The organism is Pseudomonas sp. NFACC32-1 (assembly GCF_900101215.1).
Classification (GTDB): Bacteria; Pseudomonadota; Gammaproteobacteria; order Pseudomonadales; family Pseudomonadaceae; genus Aquipseudomonas.
The window spans coordinates 82,667-102,379 of the sequence record NZ_FMUL01000019.1 but is presented as its reverse complement, the minus strand read 5'-3'; the positions used below and the strand labels follow the sequence as shown (position 1 = coordinate 102,379).

At 61.4% G+C, this 19,713-nt stretch carries 17 protein-coding genes; 8 read left to right on the top strand and 9 right to left on the bottom strand.

Features of this window, described 5'->3' with window-relative positions; translation table 11 throughout:
* The 3 genes from BLP99_RS23495 to yjiA form a co-directional block, all read left to right on the top strand.
* On the top strand, positions 1 to 516 hold a 516-nt coding region (locus tag BLP99_RS23495; RefSeq protein ID WP_305367272.1), incomplete at its 5' end, for a carbon starvation CstA family protein.
* 16 nt (positions 517 to 532) lie between these two features.
* A complete protein-coding gene (locus BLP99_RS23490; RefSeq protein WP_072390895.1) occupies positions 533 to 730 on the top strand; it encodes a YbdD/YjiX family protein in 198 nt (65 codons plus the stop codon).
* A gap of 269 nt (positions 731 to 999) precedes the next feature.
* Complete coding sequence (gene yjiA, locus BLP99_RS23485; RefSeq protein WP_072398580.1) at positions 1,000 to 1,968, top strand: GTPase; 969 nt, start codon at positions 1,000 to 1,002, stop codon at positions 1,966 to 1,968.
* 154 nt (positions 1,969 to 2,122) lie between these two features.
* Here yjiA and BLP99_RS23480 read toward each other — a convergent pair whose 3' ends face one another.
* The 3 genes from BLP99_RS23480 to BLP99_RS23470 all read right to left on the bottom strand — a co-directional run bounded on the left by BLP99_RS23480 (position 2,123) and on the right by BLP99_RS23470 (position 8,229).
* A complete protein-coding gene (locus BLP99_RS23480; protein ID WP_092181889.1) occupies positions 2,123 to 2,668 on the bottom strand; it encodes a hypothetical protein in 546 nt (181 codons plus the stop codon).
* A gap of 228 nt (positions 2,669 to 2,896) precedes the next feature.
* Positions 2,897 to 4,150, bottom strand: coding sequence for a serine hydroxymethyltransferase (gene glyA / locus BLP99_RS23475; protein WP_072459671.1), 1,254 nt, complete (start codon positions 4,148 to 4,150; stop codon positions 2,897 to 2,899).
* 230 nt (positions 4,151 to 4,380) lie between these two features.
* Positions 4,381 to 8,229: a bifunctional diguanylate cyclase/phosphodiesterase gene (locus tag BLP99_RS23470; RefSeq protein WP_072432005.1), complete on the bottom strand. Its 3,849-nt coding sequence runs from the start codon at positions 8,227 to 8,229 to the stop codon at positions 4,381 to 4,383.
* 334 nt (positions 8,230 to 8,563) lie between these two features.
* Between BLP99_RS23470 and ettA the strand changes: the two genes are divergently transcribed.
* Positions 8,564 to 10,228 (top strand): energy-dependent translational throttle protein EttA, encoded by a 1,665-nt coding sequence (gene ettA / locus BLP99_RS23465; RefSeq protein WP_072398583.1) that lies wholly within the window; start codon positions 8,564 to 8,566, stop codon positions 10,226 to 10,228.
* Between the two features lie 160 nt (positions 10,229 to 10,388).
* Here ettA and BLP99_RS23460 read toward each other — a convergent pair whose 3' ends face one another.
* The 4 genes from BLP99_RS23460 to BLP99_RS23445 all read right to left on the bottom strand — a co-directional run bounded on the left by BLP99_RS23460 (position 10,389) and on the right by BLP99_RS23445 (position 13,854).
* A complete protein-coding gene (locus BLP99_RS23460; RefSeq protein WP_072398584.1) occupies positions 10,389 to 10,880 on the bottom strand; it encodes a GreA/GreB family elongation factor in 492 nt (163 codons plus the stop codon).
* A gap of 71 nt (positions 10,881 to 10,951) precedes the next feature.
* Positions 10,952 to 11,308, bottom strand: a complete 357-nt coding sequence (locus tag BLP99_RS23455) for a hypothetical protein (protein WP_072398585.1) — start codon at positions 11,306 to 11,308, stop codon at positions 10,952 to 10,954.
* A 110-nt stretch (positions 11,309 to 11,418) separates the two neighbouring features.
* Complete coding sequence (locus BLP99_RS23450) at positions 11,419 to 13,272, bottom strand: Lnb N-terminal periplasmic domain-containing protein (RefSeq protein ID WP_072459673.1); 1,854 nt, start codon at positions 13,270 to 13,272, stop codon at positions 11,419 to 11,421.
* 93 nt (positions 13,273 to 13,365) lie between these two features.
* Positions 13,366 to 13,854 carry a DUF3015 domain-containing protein gene (locus BLP99_RS23445; protein WP_024780764.1) on the bottom strand — a complete coding sequence of 163 codons (489 nt, stop codon included), beginning with the start codon at positions 13,852 to 13,854 and terminating at the stop codon, positions 13,366 to 13,368.
* Between the two features lie 281 nt (positions 13,855 to 14,135).
* On the opposite strand from BLP99_RS23445, the gene BLP99_RS23440 reads away from it, so the two are divergent.
* The 4 genes from BLP99_RS23440 (at position 14,136) to BLP99_RS23425 (ending at position 18,663) form a co-directional block, all read left to right on the top strand.
* A complete protein-coding gene (locus BLP99_RS23440) occupies positions 14,136 to 16,574 on the top strand; it encodes a Lon protease family protein (protein WP_072398587.1) in 2,439 nt (812 codons plus the stop codon).
* Positions 16,575 to 16,881: 307 nt separating this feature from the next.
* Entirely contained in the window at positions 16,882 to 17,220 is a 339-nt protein-coding gene (locus BLP99_RS23435; protein WP_072398660.1) for a PA4575 family protein, read from the top strand.
* Positions 17,221 to 17,351: 131 nt separating this feature from the next.
* Positions 17,352 to 17,840: a TIGR00645 family protein gene (locus tag BLP99_RS23430; RefSeq protein ID WP_042731944.1), complete on the top strand. Its 489-nt coding sequence runs from the start codon at positions 17,352 to 17,354 to the stop codon at positions 17,838 to 17,840.
* A 205-nt stretch (positions 17,841 to 18,045) separates the two neighbouring features.
* Positions 18,046 to 18,663, top strand: coding sequence for a BamJ family beta-barrel-assembly machinery protein (locus BLP99_RS23425; RefSeq protein WP_072398588.1), 618 nt, complete (start codon positions 18,046 to 18,048; stop codon positions 18,661 to 18,663).
* A gap of 148 nt (positions 18,664 to 18,811) precedes the next feature.
* Here BLP99_RS23425 and BLP99_RS23420 read toward each other — a convergent pair whose 3' ends face one another.
* Positions 18,812 to 19,069, bottom strand: coding sequence for a PA4570 family protein (locus BLP99_RS23420; RefSeq protein WP_072398589.1), 258 nt, complete (start codon positions 19,067 to 19,069; stop codon positions 18,812 to 18,814).
* 202 nt (positions 19,070 to 19,271) lie between these two features.
* Positions 19,272 to 19,613, bottom strand: coding sequence for a zinc ribbon domain-containing protein YjdM (locus tag BLP99_RS23415; RefSeq protein WP_072398590.1), 342 nt, complete (start codon positions 19,611 to 19,613; stop codon positions 19,272 to 19,274).
* Positions 19,614 to 19,713 lie beyond the last annotated feature (100 nt).

Sequence of the window (19,713 nt, the reverse complement as noted above, 5' to 3'; positions counted from 1 at the left end):
ATCGCCACCGCCGGTTGCGTGGCACTGTGGGGCTACCTGCTGTACCAGGGCGTGATCGACCCGCTGGGTGGCATCAACACCCTGTGGCCGCTGTTCGGCATCTCCAACCAGATGCTGGCGGGGATCGCCCTGATGCTCGGTACCGTGGTGCTGATCAAGATGAAGCGCCAGCGCTACGTCTGGGTCACGCTGCTGCCGGCGACGTGGCTGCTGATCTGCACCACCACTGCGGGCCTGATCAAGCTGTTCGACGCCAACCCGGCGATCGGCTTCCTGGCCCTGGCGCGCAAGTACAACGATGCCCTGGCCGCCGGCCAGGTCCTGGCCCCGGCCAAGAGCGTGGAGCAGATGCAGCACGTGGTGTTCAACGCCTACACCAACGCCACGCTGACGGTGCTGTTCCTGTTCGTGGTCTTCAGCATCCTGTTCTACGCGCTCAAGGTCGGCATCGCCGCCTGGGGCACGAAAGAGCGCACGGACAAAGAAGCGCCATTCCAGGCCCTGCCGGACGCGTAACCAGAGGATTGCAACGATGTTCAATGACTTGAGTCGCCTCGGTAAATACCTCGGTCAGGCCGCCCGCCTGATGGTCGGCATGCCCGACTACGACAACTACGTCGAGCACATGCAAACCAAGCACCCGGACAAGCCGCTGATGGACTACGAGGCGTTCTTCCGCGAACGCCAGGAAGCCCGCTACGGCGGCAAGGCCGGGCCCAAGTGCTGTTGAACCGCTGATTGCCGGCGGATGATGCAACCCTTGTGGGAGCGAGCTTGCTCGCTCCCACCGTTGTTTCTGGGGGGCTCAAGAGGTGCATACACCACAGACCTCTTTGTGAGGTGACCTCAGGATTTGCTTACGCCACGGATCCCTTGTGGGAGCGAGCTTGCTCGCGATGGCGGAGTGTCAGTTAATGATAATGTCCACTGACCCGATGCCTTCGCGAGCAGGCTCATCCCCAAAAATTGCTTTCCTTTCAGCTATCAAGGAGATTCAGTTTGTCCTCTCCCATCCCGGTCACCATCCTCAGCGGCTTTCTCGGCGCCGGCAAGACCACGCTGTTGCGTCATCTGCTCAAGGCCGAGCACGGCCTGAAAATCGCTGTGATCGAGAACGAATTCAGTGATGCCGGCATTGATACCCAATTGCTGGGCGATGAGCCGGTGCAGGTCATGACCCTGGCCAACGGTTGCGTGTGCTGCACCATCCACACCGACCTGACCAAGGCCCTGTACCTGTTGCTCGAACGGCTGGACAGCGGCGAGATCGCGTTTGACCGGTTGGTGATCGAGTGCACCGGCCTGGCCGATCCGGCGCCGGTGGCCCAGACGTTTTTCATCGATGAGGAACTGCGTGAGCGCTACATTCTCGACGGCATCCTGACCCTGGTGGACGCGGCCCATGCCGACCTGCACCTGGCCCAGGCCATCGCCCAGGCCCAGGTCGGGTTCGCTGACCGTCTGCTGCTCAGCAAGACCGATCTGGTGGACGCTGCGCAAGTGCAAGCGCTTGGTGAACGCCTGACCCGTATCAACCGGCGGGCGCCCATCCGGGTCGTGGAGCACGGCAGGATCGATCTGGCCGAGCTGCTCGATATCCGCGGCTTCAATCTCAATGCCGACCTGGGCGCGGGATTCAGCCTGCGACCGGTCCTCAAGCCGGCCACGGCAGATCGCATCAGCAGCCTGGTATTGCGCACTGACAAACCACTGGACATCGACAGGCTCAGCACCTTCATGAACCAGTTGCTGGAAGACCATGGCAAGCAATTGCTGCGTTACAAGGGTGTGCTGAACATTGCCGGAGAATCCCGGCGCCTGGTGTTCCAGGGCGTGCTCAAGTTGTACGGTTTCGATTGGGACACCGAATGGGCACCGGACGAGGCCAGGGAAAGCGTGATCGTTTTCATTGCCGATGAGCTGCCGGAGGAAAAAATCCGCGCAGGTTTCGAAGCCGTCCTGCTTTGATGTTCCCCAGACTGCGGGCGTTGTCCATTCAGGTTTGCTCCGTGCAACGTCCGGCCCGCCTTGCCCGGCCAAGGGGCAAACCCCATGGCGAGGAGACGAATCCCTCGCCATCAGGATCCGCCAGCGTTGACCGTTCGTCATTCTCGTTGCGGGCTCAGGAGCGTTTTTTATCGACGACGCTCAGGATGAAGGTTATCCGGGATTTCTCTTCCGTTTCAGCGAGGTATATATAAGGCGAACCGCGTACTTTCATGCCGCCTATATACTTCTTATTGGCTGTCATCAGTGAAACAGGCAAATGACGCGCGTTGATATCGGCCCGCGTAATGACTGTGTCCTGATGGTCGATCAGCGTGAATGCCGTGGGCGTGTCAATGTCCGGGTCATTTACCCCAAGTACTTCGAGCCAACGGATGCCAATCAACTTATTGTAATGCTCGCCTCGGTTTCTGATGTGCAGCCTGTAGCCATCTGCCGTGGCGCTGAAATGCAGTCTCAGCGGTCGTGGTGCCGCGCCTTCTGCATTGGCTCGCAAGCCCAGCAAACTCGAGTGGTCCAGGGTCTGCGGCCTGCCGGTGAAGAACCCGCCGCTGAAGGAACTGACGGAGGCCAGCGCAGGCTTGCCGTGGAGTATTTCCAGCAGGTTTACGTGGTTATCGGGCAGGCGGAGGGTTGCATCAAAAGAAAGATTACTGTCCATGTAATATTCGAATCCTTTGTGAAGTTCACGAGTTGTAGCGTTGTTCGGGGTCGATATTAATGGAATTTCCCAAGGCTATTGCCGGTCGGTGTATTGCAAGGCGTAAAGTGTTAAGGAGTGGAAGTTTCTGAATGGTTTGGAGTTATTTGCCCACTCCAGGGCGGCATTGAATGAAAAAGGCCCGCATCTTTCGATGCGGGCCTTTTTCATGACGGTTGAACGGGCTGATCAGGCGCCGTATACCGGCAGTTTCTTGCAGATGGCCTTGACCTTCTCACGTACGGCGTCGATGACCGCTTCGTTGTTCAGGTCGGCCAGGATGTCGCAGATCCAGCCAGCCAGTTCCTTGCACTCGGCTTCCTTGAAGCCACGAGTGGTCACGGCCGGAGTACCGAAGCGCAGGCCGGAAGTGACGAACGGGGAGCGTGGGTCGTTTGGCACCGAGTTCTTGTTCACGGTGATGAACGCCTTGCCCAACGCGGCGTCGGCGTCTTTGCCGGAGATGTCCTGCTTGATCAGGGACAACAGGAACAGGTGGTTCTCGGTCCCGCCGGACACCACGTCGAAGCCGCGCTCGATGAACACGCCGGCCATGGCCTTGGCATTCTTCACCACCTGCTGCTGGTAGGCCTTGAACTCAGGCTGCAGCGCTTCCTTGAAGCAGATCGCCTTGGCAGCGATGACGTGTTCCAGGGGGCCGCCCTGGGCGCCCGGGAATACGGCGGAGTTCAGCTTCTTCTCGATGTCGGCGTTGGCGCGCGCCAGGATCAGGCCACCACGTGGGCCGCGCAGGGTCTTGTGGGTAGTGGTGGTGACCACGTCGGCGAAAGGCACCGGGTTGGGGTAGACACCAGCGGCGACCAGGCCGGCCACGTGGGCCATGTCCACGAACAGGTAGGCACCGACCTTGTCGGCGATTTCGCGGAAACGGACGAAATCCAGAACCTGCGAATAGGCGGAGAAGCCGGCCACGATCATTTTCGGCTTGTGTTCGAGGGCCAGACGCTCGACTTCGTCGTAGTCGATCAGGCCGTTGCCGTCGATGCCGTACTGGATGGCGTTGTACAGCTTGCCGGAGGACGAAACGCTGGCGCCGTGGGTCAGGTGACCGCCGTGGGCGAGGCTCATGCCCAGGATGGTGTCACCGGCCGACAGCAGGGCCAGGTAGACGGCTGCGTTGGCCTGGGAGCCGGCGTGGGGCTGGACGTTGGCATAGTCGGCGCCGAACAGTTGCTTGGCGCGGTCGATGGCCAGTTGCTCAACTACGTCTACGTACTCGCAACCACCGTAGTAGCGCTTGCCCGGGTAGCCCTCGGCGTACTTGTTGGTCAGAACCGAGCCTTGAGCTTCCATCACCGCGGGGCTGGTGTAGTTTTCCGAAGCGATCAGCTCAATGTGCTCTTCCTGGCGCTGAGCTTCTTGCTCCATGGCGGCAAAGAGATCGGCGTCGTACTTGGCAATAGTCAAATCACGGCTGAACATGGCGGTCCTCAAGGATCGGGGGCAGAAAAGGGGGGCATTCTAACCCAACCGGTTTTGGAAGGCATATGAAAGGACGTCATGTCGCGGACGAATGGGATTCAAGCGCCATGCTGCGTGGCCTTGGCGGGCCCTATCGCGAACAAGCTCGCTCCCACAGGGTGATAGGCACGCAGGTCAACATGTGGGAGCGAGCTTGCTCGCGATGAGGCCACCACAGGCACCGAAGAACCTCAGTCGAGCATGAACAACGCATCATTGCTGAACTGTGCTTCGAACCGATTGGCCGGCATCGGGCGGCCGAACAGGTAACCCTGGACCTCATCACAGCCATGTTCGCGCAGGAAATCGAGTTGTTCGTGGGTCTCGACCCCTTCGGCGATCACCGCCAGGTTGAGGCTGTGGGCCATGGCGATGATCGCCCGGGCGATCTGGGCGTCCTGTTCGCCGGAGGGCAGGCCATCGACGAAGGTCCGGTCGATCTTCAGCACGTCGATGGGGAATTGCTTGAGGTAGTTGAGCGACGAATAGCCGGTGCCGAAGTCATCCACGGCGATGCTCAGACCGAGGTTCTTCAATCCGGCCAGGATCTGCATGGCCTCGCTGACCTCACGCATCAGGATACTTTCCGTCAGTTCCAGCTCCAGGCAGGCCGGCGGCAGGCCGGTGCTGCGCAGGATGTTGGCGATGCGCGTGCCGAGCTGGCCGTCGGAGAACTGCCGGGCCGAGATGTTGACCGAGACCTTCGGCACCCGGACCTTGGCCTGGTGCCAGGTCTTGAGCTGCCGGCAGGCCTCGCTGATGACCCAGTCGCCGACATCCACCACCAACCCGAGCTCCTCCAGCACCGGGATGAAGTCCCCTGGCGGCACCAGCCCGCGGCGCGGATGACGCCAGCGCAGCAGGGCCTCGGCGCCGGTCAGGCGTTTGCCGTCGCCGCTGAACTGCGGTTGGTAATACAGCACGAATTCGTTCTGTTCCAGGGCGTGGCGCAAGTCGCTTTCCAGTTCCAGGCGCTCCAGGGCGCTGGCGTTCATATCGGCCTGGTAGAACTGGAAGTTGTTCTTGCCGCGTTCCTTGGCGTGGTACATGGCCGTGTCGGCGTTTTTCATCAATTGGCTCAGTTCGTTGCCGTCCTGTGGGCTCAGTGCGATACCGATACTGGCGGTGACGAAGAATTCCCGGCCTTCGAGGACAAATGGCCGGACCAGGCTGGCAAGGATCTGTTCGGCGACGTTGATCGCCCGGTTCAGCGCCATTTCCCGGCTGGCCCGTGGTTGCAGCAGCAGGGTGAACTCGTCGCCGCCCATGCGGGCCACGGTGTCGTCGTCGGCGACGCAGCCCAGCAGCCGGGTTGCCATCTCCTTGAGCATCCGGTCGCCAGCGGCATGGCCCAGGGAGTCGTTGATCGGCTTGAAACGGTCCAGGTCGAGGAACATCAGCACCACCCAGGTCTTCTGCCGTTCGGCCGATTGCAGCGCGGTATGCAGGCGGTCCTGGAACAGCGTGCGGTTGGGCAGGTGGGTGAGGGCGTCGTAATAGGCCAGGCGATGAATGCGCTGCTCGCTGGCCTTGCGCTCGCTGATGTCGCTGAAGAAACACACGTAGCTGGCCAGGTCGCCTTCGTCGTCCAGCACCGCCGTGATGCCGACCCAGGCCGGATAATGCTCGCCGTTGCGGCGCTTTAGCCAGACTTCGCCTTCCCAGGTGCTGTGCTGTTGCAACTGTTTGAGTACGTAGCGCAGGTGGGCTTCCTGCTGGTCGTCCACGGTCAGCATGTTGGGCAACTGGTCGAGCACCTGCGACACCGCGTAGCCGCTGACACGGCTGAAGGCTTCGTTGGCCTGGACGATATAGCCGGCCGGGTCGGTGATCAGGATCGCCGACGTGGAGTGCTCGAACACCGTGGCGGCCATGCGCAGGTCCTTCTCGGCGCGCCGTTGCTGGCTGATATCGCGGCCGACGCCGAGTACGCCTTCGAATGCGCCCAGATCGTCCCACACCAGCACCAGTCGCAACTCGATAGGGATTTTTCGGCCGTCGGCCCGCAGGCAGTCGAACAGGAACAGCTGGGTCTGCATCTGGTTGCGCAGCTCGGCCAGTTGCTCGGGCTTGTCGAGGGCCTTGCTCAGGCGGTCCATCAGGGTGTAGATGCCGGTCAGCTGTTGCGGATTGGCGATGGTCGATTGCCAGCCGTTCTGGAAGATCCAGTCGGCGTTATAGCCCAGCACGGCTTGCACTGACGGGCTGACGTAGTTGAGCGAAAGCTTGTTGTCGGTGGAGAAAATCACGTCGCTGATGCTTTCGGCGAGCATCCGGTAGCGCTGCTCGCTGTCGCGCAGCGACTCACTGGCTTCGATCTGTTCGGTGATGTCCTTGGCCACGCCGATGATCCGCGTCACCTGGTCGTGACGGTCCCGGGCCAGGGCCTGTTCGCGGATCTCGAAACGGCGCCACTTGCCATTGCGATGGCGAAAGCGCAACTGGCACTGGAGCAATTGGCTGTAGCCGCCTCGTCGTTGCTCCTGGCGCAGGTCCTGATAATGGTCGGCGTCGTCGCTGTGCAGCAGGATTTCCCAGAAGTACTCGCCCATCTGGTGCAGTTCGGTACGGTCGTACCCCAGGGTCTGGCCCAGGTGGTGGTTGCTGAAGATCATCCGCTGGCTGATGACGTCCTGCACATAGAGGTGGTCCGGCACGGTGCGCACCACGTCGGACCAGAAGCCTTCGCGTTCGAGCAGGGAGAGTTCGATCAGCTTGCGGCTGGTGATGTCGTTGATGCTCAGGATGACGGCGTTGTAGTCCTCCTGTTTTTCCGGCAGGCGCAAAACCAGCCACAGGTGTTGATCGCGCCCATGGGCGTCCTGGAGCTTGATTTCCAATTCCAGTTGCTTGTGGGGATCGAGCAGGGCTTCCAGGAGTTTCGAACCGACGGGGCTGCTGTCCTGGGGACCGTTGCCCACCAGCAGTTGCCAGGCCTGCCCGCAGGAATCGACATTGAGCAACCGCAACGCCATCTGATTGACTTCGGTGATGCGCACTTCCTGCTGCAACTGCTCGAGTTGGTGCGGGACTTTCATCCAGGTGCGCAGTTGATCGCCGTTATGCAGGCCGGCCTTGGCGAAGAATGACTTGAGCCCCGACAGATCGAGTACGCACAAGGCCACGCCGGTGCCTTCGAAGATGTCTTGATAGCGCCGGCGACCTTCGTGCAACTGCCGTTGACGGCGGCGCATGTTGAGCAGCGCGATCACCGGCAGCATCGAGAAAGCCAGCCCCAGCAGGCACTTGCCGATGAAGGCCGGCAACAGTTGCTCGAGCACCTGCCGGCGGTCGAACAGCCCGCGCAATTGCCAGTCGCTGCTGCTCAGGGGCACGGTCAATACGGTATTGTCCAGATCCTCGGGCGACAGGTGTACCGGGGTGACCGAAGGGTGGCTCTCGTCGCGGCTGATGATCTGTCGGTTGAGGCGGTTTTCCACCAGCCACAGTGGACGCAGGCCTGTATCGGCCTGCTTGGTCAACGTGGCGAAGAAGCTTGGAGTCAGGCGCAGGGCCCAGTAGCCGCGAGTACTGCCGGAAGCCTGGTGCAACAACAGGTGCACCACGGAGCCGTCGTCGGCATTGCTGAAATAGTGCGCCTGGGCGTGGCTGCGGCGCACCAGTTCGGTCAGGTAGCTGGCGTCGTGGCTGTCGGCGTCGCTGTCGCTGAGCACCCGGCCGGAGGGGCTGAGCAACGCCAGGCTGCGCAGTTCAGGCAGCGATTGCTGGAGTTTGCGCAACAGGGCCTGCTGTTCGTCGGCCGTTTGCGGTTGTTCGACGATCGGTAGCAGGTTGAGGGCGATCTGCGCATTCAGGGCCATGTTCAGGCTGACTTGCGCGGCCAGGTCGGCGGTGTAGTCAATGGTGTACTGGCGTTGTTGCTGCTGGGTAACACGCAATTGGTCGAGCAACTGCCAGAAGAGCAATCCGAGCAGCAGCAATACCAGCGTGGCCAGGGCGCCCTTCAATGTCCCGCGCAGGGGCGAGCCAGGCACAGCATCCGGTGCACGTGGGGACAGAGTCGGTGTGACGTTGGACAAGCTGTAATCCTGCAGTTTGCTGGACTGGCGCGACGTGCACTATAAGCTGGACGCCCGAAGGGCGGCTAGCATGCCTTGAGTTGTGGCAAAGTGCCAGTCCCTGGCGGCTGGACCTTGACGGACGGTTGAGGTAGCTTTGCCGGTCAAACCAGGCTTTGTAAGAAAGTTCGCCGAACGGCGGTCAGGCAAGCCGCAGGCACCTTTCCTACAAACCCAGGAGCGCACGCTCAGACTCCCAGGCTTTATCTGCCCGCAGGCATTGATGACCGTCAACTGCCGGCGCCGCGCATGGCCCGGCTCGTTCTTTTCACCTGTCACAGACGCTAGGTTCACCATGGCTCAATACGTCTTCACCATGCATCGGCTGAGCAAAGTTGTTCCGCCGAAGCGGGAAATCCTGAAAAACATTTCATTGTCATTTTTCCCCGGCGCCAAGATCGGCGTGCTGGGCCTCAACGGTTCGGGTAAATCCACGCTGCTGAAAATCATGGCCGGCGTCGATAAGGAATTCGATGGCGAAGCCCGCCCGATGCCGGACCTGAACATTGGTTACCTGCCTCAGGAACCGCAACTGGATCCGACCAAGACCGTTCGTGAAGTGGTCGAGGAGGCCGTCAGCGCGATCAAGGACGCCCAGGCACGCCTGGATGAGGTCTACGCCGCCTACGCCGACCCGGACGCCGATTTCGACAAGCTGGCCGCCGAACAGGCCAAGCTGGAGGCGATCCTGCAGGCCAGCGACGGCCACAACCTGGAGCGCCAGCTGGAAGTCGCCGCCGATGCGCTGCGCCTGCCGGCCTGGGACGCGAAGGTCGAACACCTGTCCGGCGGTGAAAAGCGCCGTGTGGCCCTGTGCCGCCTGCTGCTGTCCGCTCCGGACATGCTGCTGCTCGACGAACCGACCAACCACCTGGACGCCGATTCCGTCGCCTGGCTCGAACATTTCCTGCACGACTTCCCGGGCACCGTGGTGGCGATCACCCACGACCGTTACTTCCTGGACAACGTCGCCGGCTGGATCCTGGAACTCGACCGCGGCGCGGGCATTCCTTACGAGGGCAACTATTCGGGCTGGCTGGAAGCCAAGTCCGAGCGTCTGGCCCAGGAATCCAAGCAGCAGTCGGCCCATGAAAAAGCCATGAAGGAAGAGCTGGAGTGGGTGCGCAAAGGCGCCAAGGCCCGCCAGTCCAAATCCAAGGCTCGTCTGCAACGCTTCGAGGAAATGCAGTCCCAGGAATTCCAGAAGCGCAGCGAAACCAACGAGATCTACATCCCGGCCGGTCCGCGCCTGGGTGACAAGGTCATCGAATTCAAGAACGTCACCAAGGGCTACGGCGATCGCGTGCTGATCGACAACCTGTCGTTCTCCATGCCCAAGGGCGCCATTGTCGGCGTGATCGGTGGTAACGGTGCGGGTAAGTCCACGCTGTTCCGCATGCTGATGGGCAAGGAGACGCCGGATTCGGGCACCATCGAAATCGGTGAAACCGTACAACTGGCCTGCGTCGACCAGAGCCGCGAAGACCTGGATGGCAGCAAGACTGTGTTCCAGCAGATCTCCGACGGTTCCGACCAGATCCGCATCGGCAGCTATGAAATCCCGTCGCGCACCTATGTGGGGCGCTTCAACTTCAAGGGTGGCGACCAGCAGAAGTTCGTCAAGGACCTGTCCGGCGGTGAGCGTGGGCGTCTGCACCTGGCGCTGACCCTGAAGGAGGGTGGCAACGTCCTGCTGCTCGACGAACCGTCCAACGACCTCGACGTCGAAACACTGCGTTCCCTGGAGGAAGCCCTGCTGGACTTCCCGGGCGCCGCCATTGTGATCTCCCACGACCGATGGTTCCTTGACCGCGTGGCGACTCACATCCTGGCGTACGAAGATGACTCCCAGGCGGTGTTCTTCGAGGGCAACTACACCGAGTACGAAGCCGATCGCAAGAAACGCCTCGGCGAAGCCGCTGCCCAGCCGCATCGTGTACGGCACAAGAAACTGGCCTGATCAGCCTGTGGAATTGTTGTAGGCGTGGCTTGCCTGTGCAGGCGTCGGTTCATTCAACATCCGTGTTGCCTGTTCCGCCGCCTTCGCGGGCAAGCCCGCCACGATGCTTGCGCTAGCTCATAATGCCGTGTTCGAAAGGGCCTGGCGGAGGCCATGAGGGTTACCCCGGCTCTATTGCCAGCACTTCGATCGCCAGATCCCCCACCGGTCGTTTCCAGACCACTTCTTCTCCGACCCTGGCTCCCAGCAATGCCCGTCCCAGGGGCGAGCCCCAATTGATCAGCCCACTGGCCGCATCGGCCTGGTCTTCGCCCACCAATTGCACCCGCTGCTCGTGATCATGCTCGTCGACAAAGGTCACCCAATGTCCGATCCGCACCTGGTCCGATGACGTTGGCGTCACCACCTGTGCACTTTTCAAGCGCTGGTTGAAATAGCGCAGATCCCGTTCGATATCCGCGATGCGCTGCTTGTCCGCCTGCTCCTGCCTGGCCGTCTGTTGGCTGTGCAGAGCCTGCAACTGGGCGACCCGGGCCTGCAGTTGGGCAAGCCCGGCGGGGGTGACATAGTTGATCTGCGCGCTGACCTGGCGTTCGACCGGCTGATCGGCCTGGGCCGCGGCGTTGTCTTCGTTGACGAAGGCACGACTCATGGTTTTTCTCCTTTCCTGGAGTTTGGGCCATGCTGGCAGGCTTTTGGTTTCCCCGAATGCCTGTATGCGACTCACTGCGAGCGATAAGCCCGGGCGGCGTCCCGATCCTTTTCCTGCTGCCAGGCCCGCTCGCGCTCGTCCCAGTGCCGTTCGCGGTAGGCATCGCGCTCTTCGCTTTCGCGCATGGCCAAGCATTGGCGCAAGCCATCCTGCCAGCCTTCGGCGTAATGGGCGTCCTTGAGGTAGCGTGGAACGTCCTTCCTGAACTGGCCGGTGATCACGCCGGCTGCCTGACGGCCACTGCTGCAACCATCATCGAAGCCGTCGGCGAACGCTGGAGGAAAGCCCCGTGCGATCAGGTCCTGGTGGGTGGTTTCACAGCCACCGAGCAGCATCAGCACAGCCATTACCGTCACTACGCGCCTCATCGATCGCCCTGCCTTGCCCATTCGTGGGAGAAAGTCTAGAAGTCGATTTGTCGGGCCGACGTGAAAGCGTTGTGATGAATCCGTTCACCGAGCGAGCGGTCGTGGGCCGATCAATAGTGGTACCACTTGACCTCCAGCATCACCTCGTTCTCCGGCGAGGCGAGGTGGCTGAACTCGCGCTGTGCACTCAGACGCAGACCAAGGTTGCGGGACAGTTCCCATTGTTGATTCAGGCTCACGCTGCGGCGTACCTCTCCATTGGTGAAGTAGTCGCCCTTGGCCTCCAGGCTCAGGTTGCCCAATGGGTTTTTCCACAGCACGCCGCTGTTGAAGCCGGCGGCCGGGGCGATGAACTGAGCGAAGTCGTTGTTGTGTTCCACCCGCACCGTGCCCAGGGCAAACCCGAGCACGTCTTCGCCCAGCGCCCAGGTGCCCCCGGCACCGCCATTGACGTGGCTGACCAGGGTTTCATCGTCATGCTTGCCCGGCACTCGCTCCAGGCCTCCCGTGACCTGCCAGGACCACGGCTGTAGCAGCTCGTTGCGCGGGGTCAGGGAGCGAATGGTCGCCAGGTCCAGTTGCTGGACCTGCCAATCGTTGCCTTCGTACTGGCGCAGTTTCAACTGCAGGATCTCGATCTGCGCCCCCAGCGGGAAACTCTCGGCATTGTCATTGAGGTCGTGGTAGGCCATGCGCAAGCCATATTCACCGAACGCCCGATCGCCCCGGGTACCAAGGCCGGCTTGCCATGTGCGCGATTGATGACCGTCCTCGGGCAGACCCGGCTGCGGGATATCGAGCTCCGGGGCAGGATTGCGGTTGATGGCCCTCAACAGCTCGAAGCTGCGCTGGGCCCGCTGTGGGTCGCGCTCCTGACCATTGGCTCGGTACCGTTCCAGACGATAGGCCGCGTCGACCACCAGGGCCTGGCGCTCGCGAGGCAGTGCCCTGAACCCGGGCGTTTGCAGGTTCTGCTGGTCGGCGCTGACCTTCAGGACCCATTGCTGTTCGTCGTCATCGAGCGGCTCGGCACGACTGAGCAGTTCCCGCTCGCGGGACGGCCGATACTGGATGCTCTCCACCAGGCCAGCGTCCTTCACGGCCTTGACGGTGTCGGTGGGAATCGCGGTCAGCGGGAACTGTTCGGTCAGGCGCAGGCCGGGGCGAGCCACTTGCAGCAGTTCCAGCAGGCGATAGGAGCAATTTTCGTCGAAGAAAAAGTAGTCGAACCGGATCTGCTTGAGCTCCCAGACATGCTCGACCATCCGCTCGGTTTCCGCCTGGCTCAGGTTGAGGCGGTATTCCCACAGGTCGCGGTTCTCCAGGCTGCGGTATTCAGAGAGCTTTTCCTGGTAGGGCACCAGGGCGAACAGGCCGGGATAGCCTCCCATCAGGCCTTTCCAGGCGTAGAGCAGGCTGTTGTCGGAGCCCTCGATGTAGGCACCGAAGTTGATCGCGTAGCTGAGCAGGGCGGTCTTGTCGCTCTGCACGTCGGCCTGGTCGATACGCAACAGGGTGTGGCCGAACATCGACGAGGGACTGTTCAGGTACGCCGCGGGAAAGATCATCACTGCGCTATGAGGAGAGACGTCCTTGAACCATTGGGTGAAATCGCTGCAGTTGACCACCGGCAGGTCCGTCAGGTTGAGCTGCGCCTTGAGCCATCGCGTGCGTGCCGGGTACACGCATTGGGCGTGCTGCTGGCCGGCGTCGGCCGGGCCGTACAGGGCTTGCAGCGTGGCGCTCAACTCGTGGTCAGGGTGTTCGTTGCCGTCAGGGGCGAGGAAGAATTTCTCGTCGTTGATATAGCTGCGCCAGCCGCCCAGCTTGGCGGTTTCGTAGTGGCCCAGGGAAATCCAGAAGGGGTCATTGGCCAGTTGCTGCAAACGTTGGGTGTCGACATGAGGCGCGGCGGACAAAGGGGCGCACACACAGAGCGCCAGCCAGGCAAGGCGTTTGAGCATAGTCGGCTACTTGGAAAGTCAAAAAATAAAAAGACCGGAAGGGGGGCCTCGAAAAGAAAACCCGCTCCCCGAAAGGAGCGAGTGGGGTCGAGCTTAAGCTTGAGTAGCGTACTTGGCCAGGCGAGGATCGTTTTTCAGCACGGCCAGGGTGTTGGTATGCACATCTTCTGCGGTCACGTCAGCCTTGCTGAAGATCTGCTGGAAGTGCTCGTGGGTAACGGCGGAGAAGTGGGCACGGTCTTCCGGTGCCACACCCAGTACCACGGCATAGGTGGTCAGCGCTTCGCCCTGCCCCTTGGCCATGTCTTCGGACAGCTCGTTCATCATGCCATTCATGGCCAGCCAGGACTTGCCACCGTAGGTCAGTGCTGCGTTGGTGGAGCAACCATTGGTGCCGGAGGTCATGCCGAAGGTGGCGTTGCCGGAAGTGCCGTTGGTGGTGGATGCCAGGAAGTGAGCCGGGGTGCCACGCTGACCTTCGAACAGCATGTTGCCCCAACCGCAATCCGGACCGCCTGGCGCCTGAGCCATGGCGTTGAGGGATACAGCGGTGAAGAGAGTACCGAGAAGAATCCGTTTCATAGCTATGTTCTCTTTTATGTGCATACCAATCGGACAGGGTCTGGCCCGAAGGGCCAGGCGCCAGTGGGCCGGTTATTCATCCAGCCGCGCAAGTTGGAGTTTAGGCACGATCCGAGGGTTCCGTGACATTTTGCAAAAAACTATCCATAAACCCATGTATTTTCTGGCCCGCGCCCCGGGTGAACGTCTTGACTATGCTTTGGCCTGAGGCGCTCCTTGCCAGTGCGGTGCGGGGGGCGCCAGAATGCCGCTATCTGCCCCGCCTGATGTAAGGAAGCCCGATGCCTGATCCTGTTGCTGCCAGCCTGCGTCTAGCGCCCGAAGCGCTGACTCGTCCGTTTTCCGCTGAACAGTTCAGCTTCTCTACCACCAATGATCTGGAGCCCTTCCGCGGTGTGCTTGGCCAGGAACGTGCGGTCGAAGCCTTGCAGTTCGGCGTGGCCATGCCGCGCCCCGGTTACAACGTCTTTGTCATGGGCGAACCCGGTACCGGCCGGTTTTCTTTCGTCAAGCGCTACCTCAAGGCCGAAGGCAAGCGCATGCAGACCCCGGCCGACTGGGTCTACGTCAACAACTTCGACGAGCCTCGTGAACCCCGGGCCCTGGAGCTGCCTTCGGGAACCGCTGGCGCTTTCATCGCCGATATCAACGGCCTGATCGACAACCTGCTGGCGACTTTTCCTGCGGTCTTCGAGCACCCGTCCTACCAGCAGAAAAAAAGTGCCATCGACCGCGCGTTCAACCAGCGCTACGACCGTGCCCTCGATGTGATCGAACGCCTGGCGCTGGAGAAGGATGTCGCGCTGTACCGCGACAGCAGCAACATCGCCTTCACCCCGATGAGCGAAGGCAAGGCCCTGGACGAAGCGGAATTCGCCCAGTTGCCGGAGGCCGAGCGCGAGCGTTTCCATGAAGACATTTCCAGCCTGGAAGAGCGCCTGAACGAGGAACTTGCCAGCCTGCCGCAATGGAAGCGCGAGTCCAACAACCAGTTGCGCCAGCTCAACGAAGAGACCATCACCCTGGCCCTGCAACCCCTGCTGGCGCCGCTTTCGGAGAAATATGCCGAGAACGCGGCCGTCTGCGGTTACCTGCAGGCGATGCAGGTCAACCTGCTCAGGACCGTGGTCGAGCAACTGGTGGACGACAGCAAGACCGACGCCATCGCCCGCAAGTTGCTGGAGGAGCAATACGCCCCGAGCCTGGTCGTAGGGCATCCGGCGAGCGGTGGCGCACCCGTGGTGTTCGAGCCGCACCCGACGTACGACAACCTGTTCGGACGCATCGAGTACAGCACGGACCAGGGCGCGCTCTACACCACCTACCGGCAGTTGCGTCCCGGCGCCTTGCACCGGGCCAATGGCGGCTTCCTGATCCTCGAAGCGGAAAAAATGCTTGGCGAGCCATTCGTGTGGGACGCCCTCAAGCGCGCCCTGCAATCGCGCAAGCTGAAGATGGAATCACCGTTGGGTGAGCTGGGCCGGGTGGCCACGGTGAGCCTGACGCCGCAACACATTCCGTTGCAGGTCAAGGTCGTGATCATCGGCGCTCGTCAGCTGTACTACGCCTTGCAGGACCTGGATTCGGATTTCCAAGAAATGTTTCGCGTGCTGGTGGACTTCGACGAAGACATCCCCATGGGCGACGAGAGCCTGGAGCAGTTCGCCCAGTTGCTCAAGACCCGCACCTCGGAAGAGGGCATGGCGCCGCTGACCGCCGATGCGGTGGCGCGCCTGGCCACCTACAGTGCGCGCCTGGCCGAACACCAGGGGCGCCTGTCGGCGCGCATCGGCGATCTGTTCCAGTTGGTCAGCGAGGCGGACTTCATCCGTCAGTTGGCCGGGGACGAAATGACCGATGCGGGCCACATCGAGCGTGCGCTCAAGGCCAAGGCCACCCGGACCGGGCGCGTTTCGGCGCGGATCCTCGACGATATGCTGGCGGGAATCATCCTGATCGACACCGACGGTGCCGCCGTGGGCAAGTGCAACGGCTTGACGGTACTGGAGGTAGGCGATTCGGCATTCGGCGTACCGGCGCGGATTTCCGCCACGGTGTACCCGGGCGGCAGCGGCATCGTCGACATCGAGCGGGAGGTCAACCTGGGCCAGCCGATCCACTCCAAGGGTGTGATGATCCTCACCGGTTACCTGGGCAGTCGCTACGCCCAGGAATTTCCCCTGGCGATTTCCGCCAGTATCGCCCTGGAGCAATCCTACGGTTACGTCGACGGCGACAGCGCTTCCCTGGGGGAGGCCTGCACGCTGATCTCGGCCTTGTCGAAGACGCCGCTGAAGCAGTGTTTCGCCATCACCGGGTCGATCAACCAGTTCGGCGAAGTACAAGCGGTGGGCGGGGTCAACGAGAAGATCGAAGGTTTCTTCCGTCTCTGTGAAGCTCGCGGGCTGACCGGCGAGCAGGGGGCGATCATTCCCCAGGCCAACGTCGCCACCCTGATGCTCGATGAAAAAGTGCTGGCGGCCGTGCGGGCAGGGCAGTTCCACGTCTATGCGGTGCGCCAGGCCGACGAAGCGCTGAGCCTGTTGGTCGGCGAACCTGCCGGTGAGCCGGATGAAAACGGCGAGTTTCCCGAGGGCAGCGTCAACGCCCGGGTGGTGGAGCGACTGCGGGTGATTGCGGAAATGGTCAGTGAGGAGGACATCAAGGAGGCGGAGAAAGAGCAGGCGCAACAAGCGCTGGCAGAGACCAAGCCGGCCTGATACGACTGCCGTTCACCTGGTGCTGATCGGGAATGGGCTGGCTGGCCAAGGTGGTTGTTCGGTGAACATGCCGTTGACTGAAACACCGCCATTGCGAGCCAGCCCGCTCCCGCAATGATTGGGTCAACTCAAGAAAAGCCATCGCTTTGGCGTCAATATTCACACTATGACCATTCGGCGCATTCTGGTCTTGGTGGGCTTGCTGGCGGAACTTTTCTTCTATCCTCAGTTCAAGGATAGCGAGAGATCATCATCGGATCGAAACAGCCTCTCGGGGCTGAACACCGTATCACTGAGGGGCGCCGCCATGTCGCGCAACCTTTGCCTTACCCGTCAATGCCTGGGCCTGGTCACCCGGATCGAATGCGCCATCCGTCCGCTGGCGGGCGACAACGGCATGTGGACCTTGCTCTTTGCCGCCGGAATGGCCGGCGAACAACCTTCCGCTCTCAAGGCCCAAGGGCCTTTCCCAGGCCCGAATGCGGCCGAGTCCATCCTCGATACCATCGTCCAGAGCCTGACATTGCATGGCTACGAACTGGCCGACGACCCTCAGATCTGGTGCCTGCACATGCAAGCCCAGCTGCGTGAAATCAATGGCGGGCGCAGTCGCAACGGCGGCTTCGAGTTCCGTCCACCCCGTTGAGCGCCGGTGCCGGACCGTTTCATTAAGTAAGAATTTGATACAAGGGCAGGGCCCAGGGACGGGCCCGGCGTTTGTGGGGCAGATGGTGGCTGGTATACTCGCCGCCATTTTCAGCCCTGGTGTGAGAATCAATGGAACGCTTTATCGAAAACGCAATGTACGCCTCCCGCTGGCTGCTGGCGCCGATCTACTTCGGGCTGTCCCTGGGTTTGCTGGCGTTGGCGCTGAAATTTTTCCAGGAAGTCTTTCACGTCATCCCCAATGTGTTCTCCATGGCCGAGTCCGACCTGATCCTGGTGCTGCTGTCGCTGATCGACATGGCGCTGGTGGGTGGCCTGCTGGTGATGGTGATGATTTCCGGCTACGAGAACTTCGTCTCGCAACTGGACATCGATTCCGACAAGGAAAAGCTCAACTGGCTCGGCACCATGGACTCCTCTTCGCTGAAGATGAAGGTCGCGGCCTCCATCGTGGCGATCTCGTCCATCCACCTGCTGCGCATCTTCATGGACGCCAAGAACGTCGATCCCGAGCACCTGATGTGGTACGTGATCATTCACATGACCTTCGTGGTGTCGGCCTTTGCCATGGGGTATCTGGACAAGCTGACCAAGCACTGAGGCCAGCCCATCGTCCTGGCGCAGCGCCCGTCTGTCTAAAAACAGGCGGGCGTTGTCGTTTCTGGCGGGGTATCTTTGATGCAAGGGCACGTCACCCGCCGCGGCATCTGTGCTAGTCTGCTCGCCCTTTTGGTTCCGGGCGCTTCGGGAGGCGCTGTGTCACGCACGGCGATTTCCCGAGCCGTCCGCATAGCGGAGCAGCACCATGTCCGAAGTTAACCTGTCCACCGACGAAACCCGCGTCAGCTACGGTATCGGCCGTCAGCTGGGTGACCAGCTGCGCGACAACCCACCGCCGGGCGTCAGCCTGGACGCGATCCTGGCTGGCCTGACCGACGCTTTCGCCGGCAAGCCGAGCCGTGTGGGCCAGGAAGAAATGTCTGCCAGCTTCAAGGTCATCCGCGAAATCATGCAAGCCGAAGCCGCCGCCAAGGCTGAAGCCGCTGCTGGTGCAGGTCGCGCTTTCCTGGCTGAAAACGCCAAGCGCGATGGCGTCACCACCCTGGCGTCGGGGCTGCAATTCGAAGTGCTGACCCAGGGCGAAGGCGCCAAGCCGACCCGTGAAGACCAGGTGCGTACCCACTATCACGGCACCCTGATCGACGGCACTGTGTTCGACAGCTCCTACGATCGTGGCCAGCCTGCCGAATTCCCGGTGGGTGGTGTCATTCCGGGCTGGACCGAAGCGTTGCAACTGATGAACGCTGGCAGCAAATGGCGCCTGTACGTGCCGAGCGAACTGGCTTACGGCGCTCAAGGCGTTGGCAGCATCCCGCCGCACAGCGTATTGGTGTTCGACGTCGAGCTGCTGGACGTCCTGTAAGACCCTGCCCGGTCTTGCACTGGGCAAATGCATGTGGGAGCCGGCTTGCTCCGGGCCGCGGTCCGATGAAGATGGACTGCCAGGCGACGTTGTCGTTAACGGCCACACGGCCTTCGCGAGCAAACCCGCTCCCCCATGAGCTGCGCATTCATCCGTGCAGCCTGCCATTGAAATCGCCAGTGGGGCGCAACGCCCGGGCGTAGCAGAACAGGAACAGATTGCGCACCAGCTCCTTGAGCACCAGCGGCTCGCTGGAGTTCAGGCTGTTGAGGTCCAGGTCACCCTGGTCCTGCAGTTCGCTCAGGGCTTCTTCCTCAAGTACCGCACAGACTTCCCCGGTTTCCCGATGCAGGATCCTGAGGTAGGGGTGTGGGCGGTCCAGCCAGGCATCGATCAAATAAGTCATGGTTCTCATCTCCTTGATGGGTCCGATGAGAATAATTCCTATTCGCTAAATAGCAAGCGTCTATTTGTATTCCGATTTTTTTTCGGACGATGGGTTGTGGTGGTTCGGATGGCTGGCGTTTGGCCAAGGTGCTAGTAACGGGGCTAAAGCGGGGAGGGGTAGGCACCATCCCACGCAGGGCGCGGGATGGAATACAGAAGGCTCAGACTTTTCTGACGAACTCGGATTTGAGCTTCATCGGGCCGATGCCGTCGATCTTGCAGTCGATGTCGTGGTCGCCGTCGCACAGGCGGATGTTCTTCACCTTGGTGCCTACCTTGACCACCAGGGAAGTGCCCTTGACCTTGAGGTCCTTGATCACGGTGATGGTGTCGCCGTCCTGCAGGACGTTGCCGACCGAATCTTTTTTCACGGTGTCGTCGGCTGCCGCTTCAGCTTCGCCGCTGGCGGACCATTCGTGGGCACACTCCGGGCAGACCAGTTGGGTGCCGTCTTCGTAAGTGTATTCGGAATTGCATTTCGGGCAGGGTGGCAACGTGCTCACTAAGGTTCCTTGGGTATCAGGAGGGCAAAAGGGCGCACATTATATAGGGTTTTGTTGTGGGAGGGTGACGTCGCTGCGTTTGGAGGCCTTTGGCAAGGGG

Coding starts and splice junctions, on each gene's coding strand:
- BLP99_RS23490 (WP_072390895.1), top strand. CDS start 533: ATGTTCAATGACTTGAGTCGCCTCGGTAAATACCTCGGTCAGGCCGCC.
- BLP99_RS23480 (WP_092181889.1), bottom strand. CDS start 2,668: ATGGACAGTAATCTTTCTTTTGATGCAACCCTCCGCCTGCCCGATAAC.
- glyA (WP_072459671.1), bottom strand. CDS start 4,150: ATGTTCAGCCGTGATTTGACTATTGCCAAGTACGACGCCGATCTCTTT.
- ettA (WP_072398583.1), top strand. CDS start 8,564: ATGGCTCAATACGTCTTCACCATGCATCGGCTGAGCAAAGTTGTTCCG.
- BLP99_RS23460 (WP_072398584.1), bottom strand. CDS start 10,880: ATGAGTCGTGCCTTCGTCAACGAAGACAACGCCGCGGCCCAGGCCGAT.
- BLP99_RS23455 (WP_072398585.1), bottom strand. CDS start 11,308: ATGAGGCGCGTAGTGACGGTAATGGCTGTGCTGATGCTGCTCGGTGGC.
- BLP99_RS23450 (WP_072459673.1), bottom strand. CDS start 13,272: ATGCTCAAACGCCTTGCCTGGCTGGCGCTCTGTGTGTGCGCCCCTTTG.
- BLP99_RS23445 (WP_024780764.1), bottom strand. CDS start 13,854: ATGAAACGGATTCTTCTCGGTACTCTCTTCACCGCTGTATCCCTCAAC.
- BLP99_RS23440 (WP_072398587.1), top strand. CDS start 14,136: ATGCCTGATCCTGTTGCTGCCAGCCTGCGTCTAGCGCCCGAAGCGCTG.
- BLP99_RS23435 (WP_072398660.1), top strand. CDS start 16,882: ATGTCGCGCAACCTTTGCCTTACCCGTCAATGCCTGGGCCTGGTCACC.
- BLP99_RS23430 (WP_042731944.1), top strand. CDS start 17,352: ATGGAACGCTTTATCGAAAACGCAATGTACGCCTCCCGCTGGCTGCTG.
- BLP99_RS23425 (WP_072398588.1), top strand. CDS start 18,046: ATGTCCGAAGTTAACCTGTCCACCGACGAAACCCGCGTCAGCTACGGT.
- BLP99_RS23420 (WP_072398589.1), bottom strand. CDS start 19,069: ATGACTTATTTGATCGATGCCTGGCTGGACCGCCCACACCCCTACCTC.